This is a genomic window from Streptomyces sp. NPDC000983, from assembly GCF_040299205.1.
Classification (GTDB): Bacteria; Actinomycetota; Actinomycetes; order Streptomycetales; family Streptomycetaceae; genus Streptomyces.
This window is the reverse complement of sequence record NZ_JBEPBM010000045.1, coordinates 1-16,287: the sequence shown is the minus strand read 5'-3', so window position 1 is coordinate 16,287 and position 16,287 is coordinate 1. Positions and strand designations below refer to the sequence as shown.

At 72.2% G+C, this 16,287-nt stretch carries 13 protein-coding genes and 1 pseudogene; 9 read left to right on the top strand and 5 right to left on the bottom strand.

Annotation, left to right across the window (positions count from 1 at the left end; genetic code table 11):
• Positions 1-78 precede the first annotated feature (78 nt).
• Positions 79-1,341, top strand: coding sequence for a cytochrome P450 (locus ABT296_RS33085; protein ID WP_351932874.1), 1,263 nt, complete (start codon positions 79-81; stop codon positions 1,339-1,341).
• 1 nt (position 1,342) lies between these two features.
• Here the strand turns inward: ABT296_RS33085 and ABT296_RS33080 are convergent, their stop codons facing one another.
• From ABT296_RS33080 to ABT296_RS33070, 3 genes are all read right to left on the bottom strand, one after another.
• Complete coding sequence (locus ABT296_RS33080; protein WP_351932872.1) at positions 1,343-2,518, bottom strand: damage-control phosphatase ARMT1 family protein; 1,176 nt, start codon at positions 2,516-2,518, stop codon at positions 1,343-1,345.
• 39 nt (positions 2,519-2,557) lie between these two features.
• Positions 2,558-3,205, bottom strand: coding sequence for a ScbR family autoregulator-binding transcription factor (locus tag ABT296_RS33075; protein WP_351932870.1), 648 nt, complete (start codon positions 3,203-3,205; stop codon positions 2,558-2,560).
• 70 nt (positions 3,206-3,275) lie between these two features.
• Positions 3,276-4,190 (bottom strand): ScbA/BarX family gamma-butyrolactone biosynthesis protein, encoded by a 915-nt coding sequence (locus tag ABT296_RS33070; protein ID WP_351932868.1) that lies wholly within the window; start codon positions 4,188-4,190, stop codon positions 3,276-3,278.
• 176 nt (positions 4,191-4,366) lie between these two features.
• Here ABT296_RS33070 and ABT296_RS33065 point away from each other — a divergent pair, with 176 nt between their 5' ends.
• Positions 4,367-5,056 (top strand): ScbR family autoregulator-binding transcription factor, encoded by a 690-nt coding sequence (locus ABT296_RS33065; protein ID WP_351932866.1) that lies wholly within the window; start codon positions 4,367-4,369, stop codon positions 5,054-5,056.
• Positions 5,053-5,907, top strand: a complete 855-nt coding sequence (locus ABT296_RS33060; protein WP_351932864.1) for an NAD(P)H-binding protein — start codon at positions 5,053-5,055, stop codon at positions 5,905-5,907. Before ABT296_RS33065 ends, ABT296_RS33060 begins: the two co-directional genes overlap by 4 nt.
• Positions 5,908-5,982: 75 nt before the next feature.
• On the opposite strand, the gene ABT296_RS33055 is transcribed toward ABT296_RS33060, so the two are convergent.
• Positions 5,983-7,776, bottom strand: a complete 1,794-nt coding sequence (locus ABT296_RS33055) for a S8 family peptidase (RefSeq protein WP_351932862.1) — start codon at positions 7,774-7,776, stop codon at positions 5,983-5,985.
• Between the two features lie 433 nt (positions 7,777-8,209).
• Here ABT296_RS33055 and ABT296_RS33050 point away from each other — a divergent pair, with 433 nt between their 5' ends.
• Positions 8,210-9,124, top strand: a complete 915-nt coding sequence (locus ABT296_RS33050) for a lytic polysaccharide monooxygenase auxiliary activity family 9 protein (protein WP_351932860.1) — start codon at positions 8,210-8,212, stop codon at positions 9,122-9,124.
• A gap of 431 nt (positions 9,125-9,555) precedes the next feature.
• Complete coding sequence (locus ABT296_RS33045; RefSeq protein WP_351932858.1) at positions 9,556-10,944, top strand: glycoside hydrolase family 43 protein; 1,389 nt, start codon at positions 9,556-9,558, stop codon at positions 10,942-10,944.
• Between the two features lie 77 nt (positions 10,945-11,021).
• On the opposite strand, the gene ABT296_RS33040 is transcribed toward ABT296_RS33045, so the two are convergent.
• Positions 11,022-11,981 (bottom strand): ABC transporter substrate-binding protein, encoded by a 960-nt coding sequence (locus tag ABT296_RS33040; RefSeq protein ID WP_351932856.1) that lies wholly within the window; start codon positions 11,979-11,981, stop codon positions 11,022-11,024.
• Positions 11,982-12,230: 249 nt separating this feature from the next.
• On the opposite strand from ABT296_RS33040, the gene ABT296_RS33035 reads away from it, so the two are divergent.
• The 4 genes and pseudogenes from ABT296_RS33035 to ABT296_RS33020 all read left to right on the top strand — a co-directional run bounded on the left by ABT296_RS33035 (position 12,231) and on the right by ABT296_RS33020 (position 16,171).
• Entirely contained in the window at positions 12,231-14,702 is a 2,472-nt protein-coding gene (locus tag ABT296_RS33035; RefSeq protein WP_351932854.1) for an ATP-binding protein, read from the top strand.
• Positions 14,699-15,160, top strand: coding sequence for a roadblock/LC7 domain-containing protein (locus tag ABT296_RS33030; protein ID WP_351932852.1), 462 nt, complete (start codon positions 14,699-14,701; stop codon positions 15,158-15,160). Before ABT296_RS33035 ends, ABT296_RS33030 begins: the two co-directional genes overlap by 4 nt.
• A 28-nt stretch (positions 15,161-15,188) precedes the next feature.
• Positions 15,189-15,606: pseudogene (locus ABT296_RS33025) on the top strand (DUF742 domain-containing protein).
• Positions 15,593-16,171 (top strand): GTP-binding protein, encoded by a 579-nt coding sequence (locus ABT296_RS33020; protein WP_453174975.1) that lies wholly within the window; start codon positions 15,593-15,595, stop codon positions 16,169-16,171. The pseudogene ABT296_RS33025 and the gene ABT296_RS33020 overlap by 14 nt, the downstream one beginning before the upstream one ends.
• Positions 16,172-16,287 lie beyond the last annotated feature (116 nt).

Sequence of the window (16,287 nt, the reverse complement as noted above, 5' to 3'; positions counted from 1 at the left end):
TCGGTACGAGCGCCCCGAGCCGTACAAGCCGTACGGCGCGGGTGCCCGGCCGTCGTCCGCGGTGCCCGGCCGGTCCGCGTGACCGTCCGGCCCTCGCCTCCTGTTCCGGACGTCTTCGATCCCCGGCGGTACGCGGCCGGTGTGCCCCACGCCGCCTACCGTGTGCTGCGCGACCACCACCCGGTGGCCTGGCAGGAGGAGCCGGAGGTGCTGGGCTGGCCGGCCGGCCCGGGGTTCTGGGCGGTGACCCGGCACGCGGACGTGGTGCGGGTGCTGAAGGACCCGCTGACGTACTCCTCGCAGCTGGGGGCGACCCAGATCAGGGATCCCGATCCGGCGGACCTGCCGTTCATCCGGCGCATGATGCTCAACCAGGACCCGCCGGGGCACGGCAGGCTGCGCAGGCTGGTGAGCCGGGCGTTCACCCCGCGGCGGGTGGACCGGTTCACCGCGGTCGCCGAGAAGCGGGCCCGGACGCTGTTCGCGCGGGCCCTGGAGGCGGCCCGGGAGGGGGACGGCACCGTCGACCTGGTCGGCGCGGTCACCGACGACTACGCCCTGCTCAACCTGGCCGACCTGCTGGGGGTGCCGGAGCGGGACCGGGGGCTGCTGCTGGGCTGGACGCAGCGGGTCATCGGCTACCAGGACCCCGAGGAGTCCGGTCCCGTCGTACGCGACGGTACCGGGCGGCCGGTGAACCCGCGCTCCCCCGCACTGCTGCGGGACATGTTCGACTACGCCCGCGAACTGGCGGTGTACAAGCGCCGGTACCCGGCCGACGACGTCCTGACGATCCTCGCGCACGACGCCGAACTCACCGGCCCCGAGCTGGAGATGTTCTTCTTCCTGCTCACCGTCGCGGGCAACGACACCGTGCGCGGCGCGGCCCCGGGCGGACTGCTGGCGCTGGCCGAGCACCCCGGGTCCTGGGACGGGCTGCGCACCGGGAAGTTCGAACTGGCCCCGGCGACGGAGGAGTTGCTGCGCTGGCATCCGCCGGTGCTGTCCTTCCGCCGTACCGCCGCCCAGGACACCGAGCTGGCCGGGCGGCGGATCCGCGCCGGGGACAAGGTCGTCGTCTTCCACGCGTCCGCCAACCGGGACGAGCGGGTCTTCGCCCGGCCGGACCTGCTGGACCCGGCCAGGTCGCCGAACCCGCACGTCTCCTTCGGGGACGGCCCGCACGTCTGCCTCGGCGCGCACTTCGCCCGGCTGCAACTGCGGGTGCTGTACGCGGAGGCGCTGCGCACGCTGCCGGTGCTGCGCGGTGCGGGGCCGCCCGGGCGGCTGGTGTCGAACTTCATCAACGGGCTGAAGTCGCTGCCGGTGCGGGTGGTGTGAGTCAGCTCCGGACCTGGATCAGGGCGTGGGTCCCGCCGGTGCGCCAGCGCGGTCCCTCCGCGGCGTCGAGGGCGGCGACCGTCGGGGCGTCCAGGCCCGTGACCACCTCGGACTTCAGGGTGCGCAGGGCGGCGACCGGTCCGGGGAAGTGGCGGGTGACGTCGGCGAAGGGCGTCGTCGGCGGCCATCTGCGGTCGCCCACCAGGCGCCGGTAGTTGAGGTCGCCCTTGAGGACGGTGAGCGTGGCCGCGCCCAGCTCGGCGCGGAGGTCGTCGGGCATCTCCTCGTACGGCAGGGGCGCGCAGGAGAACGGGTGGGCGCGCACGGTGAGGGTGCCGTCGGTCAGCGCCGTCCACAGCGTGTCGCCGTAGGTCCGCGCGGCGCCGCCGGCGGACCGGAGCCGGCCGAGGGCGTCGAGGACGTCGGCGGGGGTGGCGTCGGAGACGAAGTAGGGGTGCGCCTTGACGTGCAGGACGGCCCGCCGGACGCGGCCCCGGGTCAGGAGGTGGGCGATCAGCAGGAGGTCGGGGACGAGTTCGCCGCCCGCGTTGTCGGCGATCAGGCAGAGCAGCTCGGCGGGCCGGGCGGGCGGCAGCAGGGCCCACAGGGCGTCGCTGTCGTCGGCGACCAGGGCGCCGGTGCCGGCCGGGGCGGCGCCGTCGGCGGTGGACATCCGGAAGCCCAGGTCGGCGCGGTTGCCCCACAGGGAGCCGTGCAGCAGGGCCCGGTCCCGCTCCTCGGCGGACAGGTCGGCGAGACCGTCCAGCGCGGCCAGTTCCCCGTCGGTCCCGTCGGCGTCCAGCTCGGCCAGTTTGGCGGGGCGGAAGGGGTCGGCGCCCTGCCAGATCCCGGGGGTGAAGTAGCCGACGGCGTCGAGGAGCCGGCGGTAGAAGTAGCTCTCCGCCCACAGCCAGGGGGCGTCGGTCCAGGGCCGGCCCAGGTGGGCGGCGGCGCCCCACTCCCGCCAGCGGTCGGCGTCGTGTGCGTCGGCGGGGAGCGGCCCGACGACGCCGTCGGCGCATTCGCGCAGGAGCGCGTCGAGGGCGGCGCGGCGCTCGGGGTCGTACGGCAGGGCGTCGCGGACCTGGCGGATGATCGCCGGATGCCGTTCGGTGAGCACGGAGTGGGGGAAGGTGCCGGGTTCGTCGCCGAGGATCACGGGCGGGGTGTCGCGCATGCCGCGACCGTATCGCGGGCCGGGGCGGGCACCGCGGAATCAGCCGCTCCTGGTCTCCCGTTCCAGTTGGGTGGCGAGGGTGAGGTAGCGGGGGCGGCGGGGCACCGGGACGATGCCGCGGACCAGCAGGTGCCACATCTCGGCGACGCGCCGGGGCTGGCGGGCGACGGGTTCGGTGGCGCGGCCGACGACCCGGGTGCCGATGAAGAAGCAGACCAGGGAGTGGGCCGCGGTGTCGATGTCGACGTCCGGGTGGACGTCCGACTCCTTGACGGCGCCGAGGAGTTTGCGGGAGGCGAGGTCGAGCCACTCCGCGAAGGGGTGCTGCAGGGGGGCCTTCACGGCCACTCCCCCGGTGGCCAGCCTCAGCGCGGCCCGGGGGATCGGGCCCTCGACGGCCAGCCGGGCCACTCCGAACGTGGTGCGCATCAGCGTCTCCAGGGAGGAGTAGCCGCGCGCCTCCAGCTCCCCGGCGAGCTGGCGGGAGGCCTGGGACTGGAGTTCCAGGATCGCCCGCGCGAGGTCCTCCTTCGCCGCGAAGTGGAAGTAGAGGGCGCCCTTGGTGACCTGGGCGTGCGCGACGATGTCGCTCAGACTGGTCGACTCGTAGCCTCGCCGGTCGAACAGATCGGCGGCGGCGGTGATGATCGTCGCTCGGGTCTGTTCAGCGCGTAACTGCCTCGCCATCGCCTGGACACTCCTGGGGCAGAAAAGAACGGGTCATGCCGTTTGTTTTTCACTCCCCGTACACAATAGCTCACCCCGCCACGGTGCCCACCCGGCATTCGAAGACTGCCGAGTCCCCCTGGATTCCGAGGACTTGGACCTGGTCGTCGGGGCCGCGCTCCGCCTCGATCCAGGTGGGCAGGTCGAGTTCGGCGTACCGGGCGAAGGAGGCGTGGAAGGAGACCGGCACGCACCGCGCGCCGCCGAGCGCGTGGGCCGCCTGGCGGGCCGCCTCCAGCAGCAGCATGCCGGGGACGTGGTCGAGGGGGTGGTCGAAGAAAACGGGGTGAGCGGTATCGACCCTCAACTGCCAGCGTCCGGGGCGCGCCGGCGGCGCCAGCACGACGTCGGCGGGGACCGTGCGGGCCACCTCGCCGGGCGGCAGTCCGGGCGGTGGGGGCAGGGCGGTGACGCTGTCCGCGGTACGGCCGCCGCGCAGTCTGCGGTAGACGGACTCACTGGTCCAGGAGACCGCGATGTGCCCGCCGGCGACGTGCGTCCCGCCGATGGTGACGTCCGCGTCGTAGCGGAAGGCGGTGGGGCGGCCGGCGCGCCGGCGGACGTCGAACACCTTGACGGTGAGGGCCGGTTCGGCGGGGAGGGGGCCGACGCGGAGCTGCTCGGGACGGGTGGTCACCCGCAGTTCCTGGAGCACGAACCGCTGTCCCAGGGGCACTTCGTAGGCGGCGTGGGCGAGCAGCGCGCCGCTCTGCCGCACGGTTTCGGTGACCAGGAGCGGCTCGTATGCGGTACGGTCGCTCGTCACGTGTAACTGGTGGGCCCGCGGCCACTGCGCGGACACCGCGAACTGGTCCGCCCCCAGTGCGTGCCAGCCGGTGAGCAGGGTCTCGGCGACGGCCGCGCGGTGCACCAACTGGCGTGGTACGGCGGCCGTGAGGACCTCGGACGCGGTCGGGAGATCGGCGGGTCTCGGCATTTCAGGCATGTCTCTCCCCTGGGTCCCCCGACAGTGATGACAGACGGCGAGGTGCCCGTGCCGTGAGCGCTAGAGTACGAGCCGACCGGTTTGTTTTCAATGAGACCAGGGTGACCGGCATCGGTGCGCGACCGGACCGCCGCGCCCGGCACGTCCGGTCAACTCGGCGCAGCGGAGGGGCGCTTATGGCGAGGCAGGAGCGCGCCATCAGGACGCGCAAGGCGATCCTGGAAGCCGCGGGTGCGGTGTTCGACGAGCACGGCTACACCTCGACGACGATCTCGATGGTGCTGGAGCGGGCCGAAGTCACCAAGGGCGCACTGTATTTCCACTTCCCTTCCAAGGAATCCCTCGCCCAGGCCGTCCTGGACGAGCAGTTGCAGCTCGGCGCGGTGCCTCCGCATCCGTGCAAGCTCCAGGAGGTGGTGGACATCACCTTCGTCTTCGGCCGGCGTCTGCTGGGCAACTCGCTGCTGCAGGGCAGTGTGCGGCTGACCGTGGACCAGTGCGCGCCGCCCGGGGTCGATCACACCGGTCCGTTCCGGCAGTGGGCGGAGCATCTGATCGGGCTGCTGGAGGAGGCCGAGAAACAGGGTGAGCTGCTGCCCACGGTGGTGCCGCGGGACACGGTGGAACTGCTCGTGGGGGCCTTCGCCGGCATTCAGCTGATGTCCAGGGCGCTGACCGGGCGGGAGGACCTGGCGCACCGGATCGCCGTGCTGTGGCAGCACATCCTGCCGAGCATCGCGGTCCCGGGGCTGCTGGTGCGGCTCGACACGGCGGCGGACCGCGGTGTGCGGATCCTCGCCTCGCTCGACGAGGAGGAGACCCCGCTGCCGGCGGACGCCGAGTACGCCGGGAAGGCGGAGCGATGATCCTGCTCACCGGGGCGACCGGCACGGTCGGCGGGCTGGTCGCGGGACGGCTGCGCGGCCGGGTGCCGCTGCGGCTGCTGACCCGCAGGCCGGACCGCGCCCGCGAGCTGGCGGGGCCTCAAGTGGAGCCGGTGGGTGGCGACTTCGACGATCCGGTGAGTCTGCGGCGGGCGCTGACGGGGGTGACGTCCGCCCTGCTGGTCACCGCGAACCCGCTGACGCACGCCCATGACGAGCACTTCCTGGCGGCGGCGCGCGAGGTGGGGGTGCGGCATGTGGTGAAGCTGTCGGCGCTGGCGGTGGCCGACCCGGACGCCACCGACCTGATCACCCGGTGGCAGCGCGGCAACGAGCGGCTGCTGCGGGACTCCGGCCTGTCGTGGACGCTGCTGCGGCCGCGCGCGTTCATGACCAACACGCTCGGCTGGTCCATCTCGGTCCGCGCGGAGGGCGTCGTACGGGCGGCGTGCGGCGACGCGGTCAACGCCACCGTCGATCCGCGGGACATCGCCGACGCGGCGGCGCTGACGCTGCTGGAGCCCGGGGCGCACGCCGGGCGGGAGTATCCGCTCACGGGGCCCGAGGCGATCAGCGCCGTGCGGCAGACGGAGATCCTCGGCGAACTCCTGCAACGGCCGCTGCGCTTTGAGGAGTTGCCCGAGTCTGAGGCCCGGCGGAGGCTGCTCGTACGGTATCCGGCACCGATCGCCGAGGCGCTCGCCGAGAGCGCGGCCCGGGGGCGGGCCGGGGCGAAGGCGCAGGTGGACCCGACCGTCCCGGAGCTGCTGGGGCGGCCCGCGGGGGGCTACCGGCGCTGGGCGCGGGACCACTTGGCGGCCTTCCGCGCATGACCGCGATGACGACGGGCCGGCCGGTGCCCCATCCGCACCGGCCGGCCCGCCCGTTCAAGGGGTCGGAGGTTCGGCTCAGAAGGTCAGCTTCCAGCTGTTGATCCGGCCCGTGTCCTGCGCGGCCGTGTCCTGCACCCGCAGCTTCCAGGTGCCGCCTGCGACCTCGGAGGAGGCGTTCACCGTGTAGGTGGTGATGACGTTGTCCGCGGAGTCCGAGGAGCTGGCGGACTTCAGCCGGTACGCCGAACCGTCCGGCGCGATCAGGTCGATGACCAGGTCACCGCGGTAGGTGTGGGTGATGTCCACGCCGACCTGGAGTGCCGAGGGGGCGTTCCCGGTCCGGCCGGAGACGGTGACCGGGGACTCGACCGTACCGCTGTCGGGGATGGCCACGGCCGACGTGCTGGTGAAGGTGGTGCCCCCCGTGGAGCCGCCGCTCACCGCCTGCACCGTCTTGGCCGCGTCGGCCAGCCCCGCACCGCAGCCGCCGCTGCACGTACCGGCCAGAGCACGCGAGTTGGTCTTGATCGCGGACTCGATCTGGGCCGGGGTCAGCGTGGTGTTCGCCGACTTCAGCAGTGCGGCGAGACCCGCGATGTGCGGGGCGGCCATGCTGGTGCCCTGGTAGTACTCGTAGCTCTCGGCGCCCGGGCCCTGCGCGCCGGCGTTCAGTGTGGACAGGATGCCGTTGGAGGTGACGGAGTTGGTCTCTCCGCCCGGGGCGGCGATGTCGACGACCGTGCCGTAGTTGGAGTAGTAGGAGCGGTTGCCCTGCCGGTCGGCGGCGGCCACGCTGATGACGTTGTTGCAGCTCGCCGGCGAGTAGTTGGCCGCGTTGGCGTTGCTGTTGCCGGCCGCGACGACGACCGTGGTGCCGCGGCCCACGGCGGCGTTGATCGCGTTCTGCGTCGCGGTGGTGCAGGCGCCGCTGCCGCCGAGGCTCATGTTGATGACCTTGGCGACGTTGGTGTTGGCCGGGACGCCGGAGACGGTTCCGCCGGACGCCCAGGTGATGGCGTCGATGATGTCGGAGTCGTAGCCGCCGCACTTGCCGAGGACGCGCAGCGGGGACACCTTCGCGCCGTACGCGATGCCGGCGACGCCCTTGCCGTTGCCGGTGGCGGCGGCGATGGTGCCCGCGACGTGGGTGCCGTGCCAGGAGGAGTCGTAGGCCGGGTCGCCCGAGGCGCACTGGTTCGCGGCCGTCCAGTCGCCCGGGTCGGCCGGGTTGCTGTCGCGGCCGTTGCCGTCGGCGGCGACGGTGGTGTCGGAGATGAAGTCGTAGCCGCCGACGATGTTCGCGGCGAGGTCGGAGTGGGTCACGTAGCCGGTGTCGATCACGGCGACGGTGACCCCGGTGCCGGTGGTGGTGTCCCAGGCGCCCGGCACGTTCATGCCGGCCGTGGTCTCGAACAGGTCCCACTGCTTGGTGTACTCGGTGTCGTTCGGCGTCGCGAGGGGCTTGTTCAGCCGGTCCGGTACGACGTAGGCGACCTGCGGGTCGGCCCGGTACTCGGCGACGACGTCGGCGACGTCCGCCCTGGTGAGGTCCTCGCCGAGGTCGACGAGTGCGGCGCCGGTGCCGAGGCGGCGCTCGAAGTCCACCCGCTCGCCGGCCTTCTCGCCCTTGGCGGCGGCGTCGGCGTCGGCGGCCTTGTTGGAACTGGCCTCGGCGGCACCGGACTTGTAGCCCACGATGAGGCGTTCGGCCGGGGCGCCGGGGGCGGCCTCGGTGCGGGCGGCGGGGGCGTCCTGGGGAGTCGCGGGCTCCTGGGCGGTGGCGACCGTGGCGGTGGCGGCGGTGAACAGCGCGGCGGAGACCGCGGCGACGGATATCAGTCTCCGTCGCACGGAGGGGGAGGTACGCAAGGGAGTGCCTTTCGTGGCCGTGCTCCGGGCAGCGCGGAGCGGCGGTCGGTGCGCTTCGTCCTCGAAGCGGAGGGGGGCGAAAACCGAAAAGCGTGCGCGATGGCCGGCCAGGCGTGTGGGGACCGACCCGTCCGGGGTTACCTGTGGGTCGGCTGTGTCGGAACGATAGGCAAACAGAAGGTCGTAGGGATACAGGGGAAACCCTCGATCGGGCTGGAAACGAACCCTCTGCGTTGGCCGGTTGACCGTTTGTGACCTCATTTGCAAGGGCTCGCGCCCGGCCCTCACGGTGGGCCGCAGCCACCCCCCGCCGGACTCCCGGGCCGCCGCCGCTTCCGGCCCCCGCGCGCCGGGTCCCGCTGAACGCGTCCGCCGTCCCGCCCGTACTGGACGGAAGCAGTCCCGTCCCGAACCGGCCGAGGAGACCCTTCACATGCACCGCATCCGTGCCCGGCACGCCTTCGCAGCGGCGGCGTCCGCGCTGCTCGCCCTGGGCACGGCCGTCCCGGCCGCCGCGCACGGTGCGCCCACCGATCCGGTCAGCCGGGTGCTGGCCTGCTCGCCCGAGGGCGGCGACGCCGCGCGCTCGTCGGCCTGCCGGGCGGCCGTCGCCGCGAACGGCGCACCCTTCACCGCCTGGGACAACCTGCGGATCGCGAACGTCGGTGGCCGGGACCGGCAGGTCGTCCCCGACGGGGAGCTGTGCAGCGGCGGCCTGCCCGCCTACCGCGGCCTGGACCTGGCCCGCACCGACTGGCCGTCCACCCGTCTGACCCCGGGCGCCGCCCTGACCATGCGGTACGCCTCGACGATCCCGCACACCGGTACCTTCCGGCTCTATCTGACCGAGCAGGGCTACGACCCGACCCGGCCGCTCACCTGGGCCGACCTGCCCGAGCAGCCGTTCGCCGAGGTGCGGGACCCCGCGCTCGCCGACGGCGCGTACCGCATCCGGGCGACGCTGCCGAAGGACCGTACGGGACGCCATGTGCTGTACACGGTGTGGCAGAACAGCAGCACGCCGGACACGTACTACTCCTGCTCGGACGTGGTGTTCCCGGCGAAGGAGAAGAAGAGCGCGGCACCGACGCCGTCCGCGACCGCGTCGCGCACCCCGAAGTCCCCTTCGGCGAAGTCCCCTTCGCCGACCGCGTCGCCGTCCACCGCCGCCGTCTCGCCCTCGGCGGTGCGGGACCGTACGGCGTCCGCGCCGGCCGACGCCACCCCGGTGGCCGCGGCGGCGGAGCCGGACTCGGGGCCGTCGGCGCCGCTGCTGGCGGGCGGCGCGGCCGCCGTGCTGGCGCTCACCGGAGGGACGGCGCTGGCGCTGCGGCTGCGCCGGAGGTGAGTCGGGGACCGGGCACGCCTGGTCCGCGCACACAGTCGACACACCAGGGCCGCCCTCTCCTTGACCCTCGAATGTAACCCCCGGTAACTTCCTCGACGCGGCCAGGAGAAAGCGCTTCCGATCGCCCCGGCGGGTCGATCGGGAGCGGGGACGGGGGGAGTCCGCCTGAACCGGGCTCCCCCTCTCTCCGATCGACGGGCTGACGGGCTGACGGGCTGACGGGCCATAAAGCCATCCGGCCGTCAGGTCACGCGGCACCGCCACACGCCCCGACCACCGGCCCCCCGCACGAGCCGAATCCAGCCAAGGCCGCCCACCTCGTTGACGCGCACGCGCCACACTCCTACCTTCTGACCGCTCCACCGAACCGAGTTCGAAATCTCGACCAGTGGAGCCTCCCCGCATCGGCCACCCCGCCCCCTGGAGTCCGGATGACCGCTCACCCGCACCCGTCCCGCAGAACGCTCCTCGGTCTGGCGGCGACCGCCCCGCTGGCCGCCACCGGAGCGCTGACGCTCGGATCCGGCACCGCGCACGCCGCCGACTCGGCCTATGTGATGGCCTACTTCACCGAGTCCACCACCATGCTGGAGGCGGACTACGGCCTGCACCTGGCCGTCAGCACCGACGGACTGCGCTGGACACCGCTCAACCAGAACGCCCCCGTCGTCACCCCGACCGGCGGGGCCGGCGGACTGCGCGACCCGTTCGTCCTGCGCAAGCAGGACGGGACCTTCGTGGTCCTGGCCACCGATCTGAAGGGCACCGACTGGAGCCGCACCAGTGTGTACATCCATGTCTGGGACTCGACCGACCTGCGGTCGTTCACCGGCTACCGGCTGCTGAAGCTCCACGACATGACCAGCACGCACAGCTGGGCGCCGGAGGCCTTCTGGGACGCCGGGCGGGGGCAGTACGGCATCCTCTACTCGTCGGTGAACAGCAGCGGCCACAACGTGATCATGGTGAGCTACACGACCGACTTCCGGACCACGGTCTCCCCGCAGGTGTTCTTCGACCCCGGGTACGACGTGATCGACGGCAACCTCACCGTCGGGGTGAACGGCGTCAACTACCTCTACTACAAGAGGGACCAGACGCTTGTCGGAGCGCGGTCGACCTCCCTGGCGCCGGGCAGCTTCACGCCGTTCAGCACTCCGGTCGCGCACGGCGGCACCGAGGCGCCGACGGTGGTCAAGTCACTGACCAGCGGCGTCCACTACCTCTGGGGTGACACCTACACGCCCAACGGGGTGTTCTACGCCTGGCAGTCGAGCAACCTCGCCTCCGGCACCTGGACCCCGGTGGACCAGCGGCTGTACACGCAGCCCCTCAACTCCAAGCACTGCGGGATCCACCCGATCACCTCGACCGAGTACTCCAACCTGCTCGCGCGCTGGGGCGCGCCCGCGTGGAACCGGCTCAAGTCGTACAACTTCCCCGACCGTTACGTCCGGCACAGCGGCTTCGCGGGGCGGATCGACGCCTATCCCTTCGACCCGTTCCCGGACTCGCAGTGGAAGCTGGTGCCGGGGCTCGCGGACTCCGCCGGGGTGTCCTTCCAGTCGGTCAACTACCCGACCCGGTATCTGCGGCACTACGACTACGCGCTCCGCCTGGACGTGAACGACGGCACCTCGGCCTACGCCGGGGACGCGACCTTCTACCGCACGGCGGGCCTCGCCGACGCGTCCTGGTCGTCGTTCCGCTCGTACAACAACCCCACCCGGTACATCCGCCACTACGCGTACGCCCTGCGGATCGACCCCGTCTCCACGGCGGCCGAACGGCAGGACGCGACGTTCCAGGTGGGCCACTGACCTCGGTGGTGCACCGACCCAGGTGGTGCACCGACCCCGGGCGGGGCCGTGGTCGCCACGACCCCGCCCGGTCCCGGTCAGTCCAGGCCGGCCGACTTCAGCCAGGCCTTGGCCACGTCGAGCGGGTCCTTGTTCTCCAGCTGGACCTGGGAGTCCAGGTCCAGGAGGGTCTTGGTGTCGAGCTTGGCGGAGACCGCGTTCAGGGCGTCGACGCCCTCCTGCGGCAGGCCCGACTTGTAGACCAGCGGGGTCACGTTGGCGAAGCCGAAGAGGTTCTCCGGGTCCTGGAGAACGACGAACTTCTCCTTCGTGATCGTCGGGTCCGTGGTGAAGATGTCCGCCGCCTGCACGGTGTTCTTCGTCAGCGCCGCCTGGGTCAGCGGACCGCCCGCGTCGAGCGCCTTGAAGGACTTGAACTCCAGGCCGTAGACGTCCTTCAGGCCCAGCAGGCCCTGCTGACGGGTCTGGAACTCGGGCGAGCCGCCGATGACCAGCTCGGGGGCGATGTCCTTGAGGTCGGCGAGGGTGGACTCACCGGTGAGGCTGTACTTCTCGGCGGTCGCCGCGTTGATGCTGACCGAGTCCTTGTCCTCGGCGGGCGAGGACTCCAGCAGGGTCAGCTTCTTGTCCAGCTTGGCCTTCACCGCGGTGTTCACGGAGTCGGCGTCCTTCTGCTCCGCCTTGGGGTCCAGGTACGCCAGCAGCGAGCCGTTGTACTCCGGCAGGACGGTGATGGAGCCGTTCTTCAGCAGGCCGTAAGTGGTCTCGCGGCTGCCGATGTTGGGCTTGTAGGTGACCTTCAGGCCCTTGGCCTTCAGGGCCTCGCCGTAGATGTCGGCGAGGAGGATGGACTCGGCGAAGTTGTTGGAGCCGACGACGACGGTGTCGCCGCTCGCCTTGTCCCCCGCCAGGGGGTCGTCGTTCTCGTCGTCGGAGGAGCCACATCCCGCGAGCAGGGCCGCGGCCGCGGCGAGCGCGACGGCGGCCGCGCCGGGATGGTTCCGGATGGACCTGCTGCGTGGGGCGGTAGAAGTCACGATTCCCGTTCCGGACTGAGTGGTGGGGATGGATGTTCTCCAGTACTTCAACTGATCCAATCCAGGGGCTTCTTGCCCAGTCAAGCGATTCCGGGTCACCGATTGGTGTCAATGAGTAGTCAGTTGTGATCGCATGTGAAGACGGATGTCTCAAGAGGCGATAGTCTCCCCAACGTTGACGCCAGGCGATCCGTGAGTTGTCAGTGCCGATGCTCAGCCGGTCAACAGTCGATCAATCGAGGAGGAAAGGTGTCCACGAAAGAGGTGGACGCGTCCACCGCTTCACCCGGCTCCCCTCTCGGCATACGCCGCCTAGTCGACCGCTGGCCGTTCCGGCGCAAGCTCAACCTCCTGGTCGGGGTGCCGCTCGCCGTGGTGGCCGCCCTGCTCGCCTATCTGATCACCGAGCAGCTGGCCCAGTCCTCCTCCGCCTCCGAGGCGGCCCGACTGGTCCGGGACAGCGCCGAGGTGGCCACACTGGTGGACCGGGTGGAGGCCGAGCACCAGCAGGCGATCCTGCTGTCCGTGCGGTACGAGGCCGCCGACGGCAGGACCGCGCCCTCGACGGACGCCTACGACCGGGCGCAGGCCAGGGTGGACGCCCAGGTGACCAAGGTCCGCGAGACCTTCGGGGACCGGCTGCCGGAGACCGAGGCGCAGGCCCTCAAGGAGATCGACGCGCTCGGCAGTCTCCGCGACACCATCGAGCAGGGCTATCTGCCCGCCGACAACATCGACCCGGCGTACACCAGCGCCGCCAAGGGCGTCATCGACGGCCTCGGCCTGGACCGCGACGCCGCCCTCTCGGGCACCTTCACCGGCAACCTGCTCGACTCGCTGCTGCGGGCCGACGCCGCCCACAGCGCCTTCGAGACCGGGGTGTTCTCCGCGGCGACCGGTGACTCCAACGCGCTCATCGAGTTCATCGGCGCGGTCGGCTCCTACGAGGTCTACACCTACCAGGCCGACCGGTTCTCCCGGTTCGCCACCGAGGGGCAGGCCGAGGAGCTGCGCGGTATCGAGCACACCTCGCCGCAGGCCACCATCCTGCGGCAGTACGCCGAGCTCCAGATCGACCCCAGCTCGCTGCAGTCCGACTCCCCCGCCGAGATCCGGCAGTCGTTCAACGCGGCGCTCGCCTCCTACCCCGCCTACCGGGCCCAGGCCGAGATCCGGCTCGGTATCACCGCCTCCCTGATCGACCAGATCGCCGACCGGGCCGACAACGCCTCCGACGAAGCAGCCTGGCGTGCCGGTCTGCTGCTGGGACTGGCCCTGTTCGGCTTCGCCCTGTGGTTCACCCTCTCGGTCGCGGTCCGCCGCTCGGTGGTACGGCCGGTGCAGGTGCTCACCGGCGCCGCCCGCGAGGTCGCCGAGGTCGCCGACCGCGAGCTGGCCCGGGTCGCCGACGACGACGCCGAGGACGCGGGACCGCCGCGGCTGCGCGAGGTGCCGGTCACCGCCCGGGACGAGATCGGTGACCTCGCCGACGCCTTCAACCGGGTGCAGACCACGGCCGCCGCGCTGCTGGAGCGCCAGGTGCTCAGCCGCCGCAACGTCGCCGAGATGTTCGGCAACGTCGGCCGCCGCGTCAGCAATCTGACTACCCGTCAGTTGTCGTTGATCGACGCGGTGGAGCGCGGGGAGACCGACCCCGAACTGCTGGAGCGGCTCTACAGCATCGACCACATCGCGGTCCGCCTGCGGCGCAACGCCGACAGCCTGATGCTGCTGGCCGGCATCCGCGAGGCCGGTCTCGGTTCGGGTCCGCTCGCGCTGACCACCGTCGTGCGGGCCGCGCTCGGCCAGATCGAGGGCTTCCAGCGGGTACGGCTCCAGGCCCGCGCCGAGATCGCGGTCGAGCCGGACGTGATCGGCGACCTGACGCTGATGGTGGCCGAACTCCTGGAGAACGCGGTGTCGTTCTCGCCCGCGGGCAGCCCCGTGGAGGTGACGGTGGCGGCCGGCGAGGACGACTTCGCCTCGATCGTGATCTCCGACCACGGTCTGGGCATGAGCGCCGAGCGGCTCGCCGAGGAGAACGCCCGCCTGATCCGCCGCGAACGGCTCGACCTGGTGCCGACGAAGGTGCTGGGCCTGTTCGTGGTCGGCACGCTGGCGCGCCGCTGGGAGATCGGGGTCGAGCTGACCCGTACTCCGGGCGGGGGTGTCACGGCCGAGGTGAGCGTGCCGGCCGCGCTGCTGCTGCCGGAGCCCGAGGTACCGGCGGCCGCCCCGGCCGGGGTGCCGGACGCCTCGGCCGGCGGGCCGCTGCCCGCCGCGGTGGCCCCCGCCGCCCACACGGGCCACGCCCACGCGGCGATGGCCGACGAGGACGCCGGGGCCCTGCCCCGCCGGGTCCCCCGGCGCGAGACCCCGGCACCGGCCGCCGCTCCCGCCCGCGTCCCCATGCCGGCCCCGGCCGACCACGCCCGGGCGGACCGCCCGGACACCTCCCCCCGGCCCCACGCCGAGGCGCCCTCCGCGGCCGCCGGGTCCCGCCCGCTGCGCCGCCGGGTGCGCGGCGCGACCCTGCGCGGTTCCGAGGACACCGGCTCCCACCAGGCGCTGCACCAGGCGCCCCGGCCCGCCGACGCCGACGCCGTACGGTCCGCGCTGGAGGAGTTCGAGGCCGCCGTGGCCCAGGCGCACCGCGACACCGACGACCCGACCCCAGCCCAGCAGCAAGAGCAGCACCTCCCGGAAGGAGCGGAGCAGTGAGTACGTCGACAGGTGGCACATCGCCGGCCGAACTCAAGGCCGCGGCGGCCGACTTCACCTGGCTGTTGAATCGCTTCGCGACCGAGACCGCGGGCGTCGTGGACGCCATCGCCGTCTCCTCCGACGGACTGCTGATCGCCGTGTCGGAGCTGCGTGAGCACGCCGACTCGGAACGGCTGGCCGCGATCGTCTCGGGCATCACCAGCCTCGCCGCCGGCGCCTCCGGCAACTACGGGCTCGGCGGCCTGAACAAGGTCATCATCGATCTGGAGGGCGGCCATGTGCTGGTCTCCGCGATCGGCAACGGCGCGGTCCTCGGCGTGGTCACCGACAAGGAGGCCAAGCTCGGCAACATCGCCTACGAGATGACGCTGTTCGCCAACCGTGCCGGTGCCGCGCTCAGTCCGCAGCTGGTGCTGGAGCTGAAGAACAGCGTCGGCGCCGCTTCGGCCCGCTGACCCGGCCGAGAAGGACGGAACAGGACCCATGGCGGACGGCACACCGCCCCCGGGCCACGACCCGGTCGGCCCCGCCCCCGCCGTGCGGCCCTTCCTGGTCACCGCCGGCCGGGTGGCGCCCAGCACGGCCGGCCGGACGATGCCCGTCGAGACCCAGGTGGTGGCCACCGCCGGGGGTCTCGGCGCGCTCGCGCTGCTCTCCTTCGAGCAGCACGACATCATCGCGGCGTGCAGGCAGCCGCAGTCCATCGCGGAGATCGCGGCACGGCTGCGGCTGCATCTGAACGTCGTGCGGGTGCTCGCCGAGGACCTGCGGACCGAGGGCCATCTGACGGTGCACGTTCCGAACGCGGACGCCGTCCACGATTCATCCGTACTGCGAAGAGTGATCGATGGCCTGCGCGCCATCCCCGACTCCCGGGGGGTACTTCCGTGACACCGACTGAACCGGCCGCCGCCGTACGACCGCCGCTGCCGGTCAAGATGGTGATCGCGGGTGGATTCGGGGTGGGCAAGACGACGGCCGTCGGCTCCATCTCCGAGATCGAGCCGCTGACCACCGAGGCGGCGATCACCGAGGTGGCGGCCGGGGTCGACGACCTCACGCACACCCCGGACAAGACGACGACCACCGTCGCCATGGACTTCGGGTGCATCACCATCGACCCGACCCTGAAGCTGTACCTGTTCGGCACGCCCGGGCAGGAGCGGTTCGGGTTCATGTGGGACGACCTGGTCGAGGGCGCGGTGGGCGGGCTCGTCATCGTCGACACCCGGCGGCTGGACGACTGCTACGCCGCCGTCGACTACTTCGAGCACAAGAGCATCCCGTTCGCGGTGGCGGTGAACGCCTTCGACGGGAAGGTCGAGCACCAACTGGACGACGTGCGCTGGGCGCTCGACGTGAGCGAGGGCGTGCCGGTCGTCGTCTTCGACGCGCGCGAGCGCGGCTCGGTGCGGGACGCCCTGCTGGTCGTCCTGGAGCAGGCGCTGGCCCGCTCGGAGAACTGACCGGAGCGACGAAAGCGGCGGGGGCGGGCTCCGCCGCTACATCTGACCTCGGGTCCCCGACAGCCCACGGATCCGCACCGGGTGGGGCGGCTCACTCACGCCGCCCTCACCCTCAC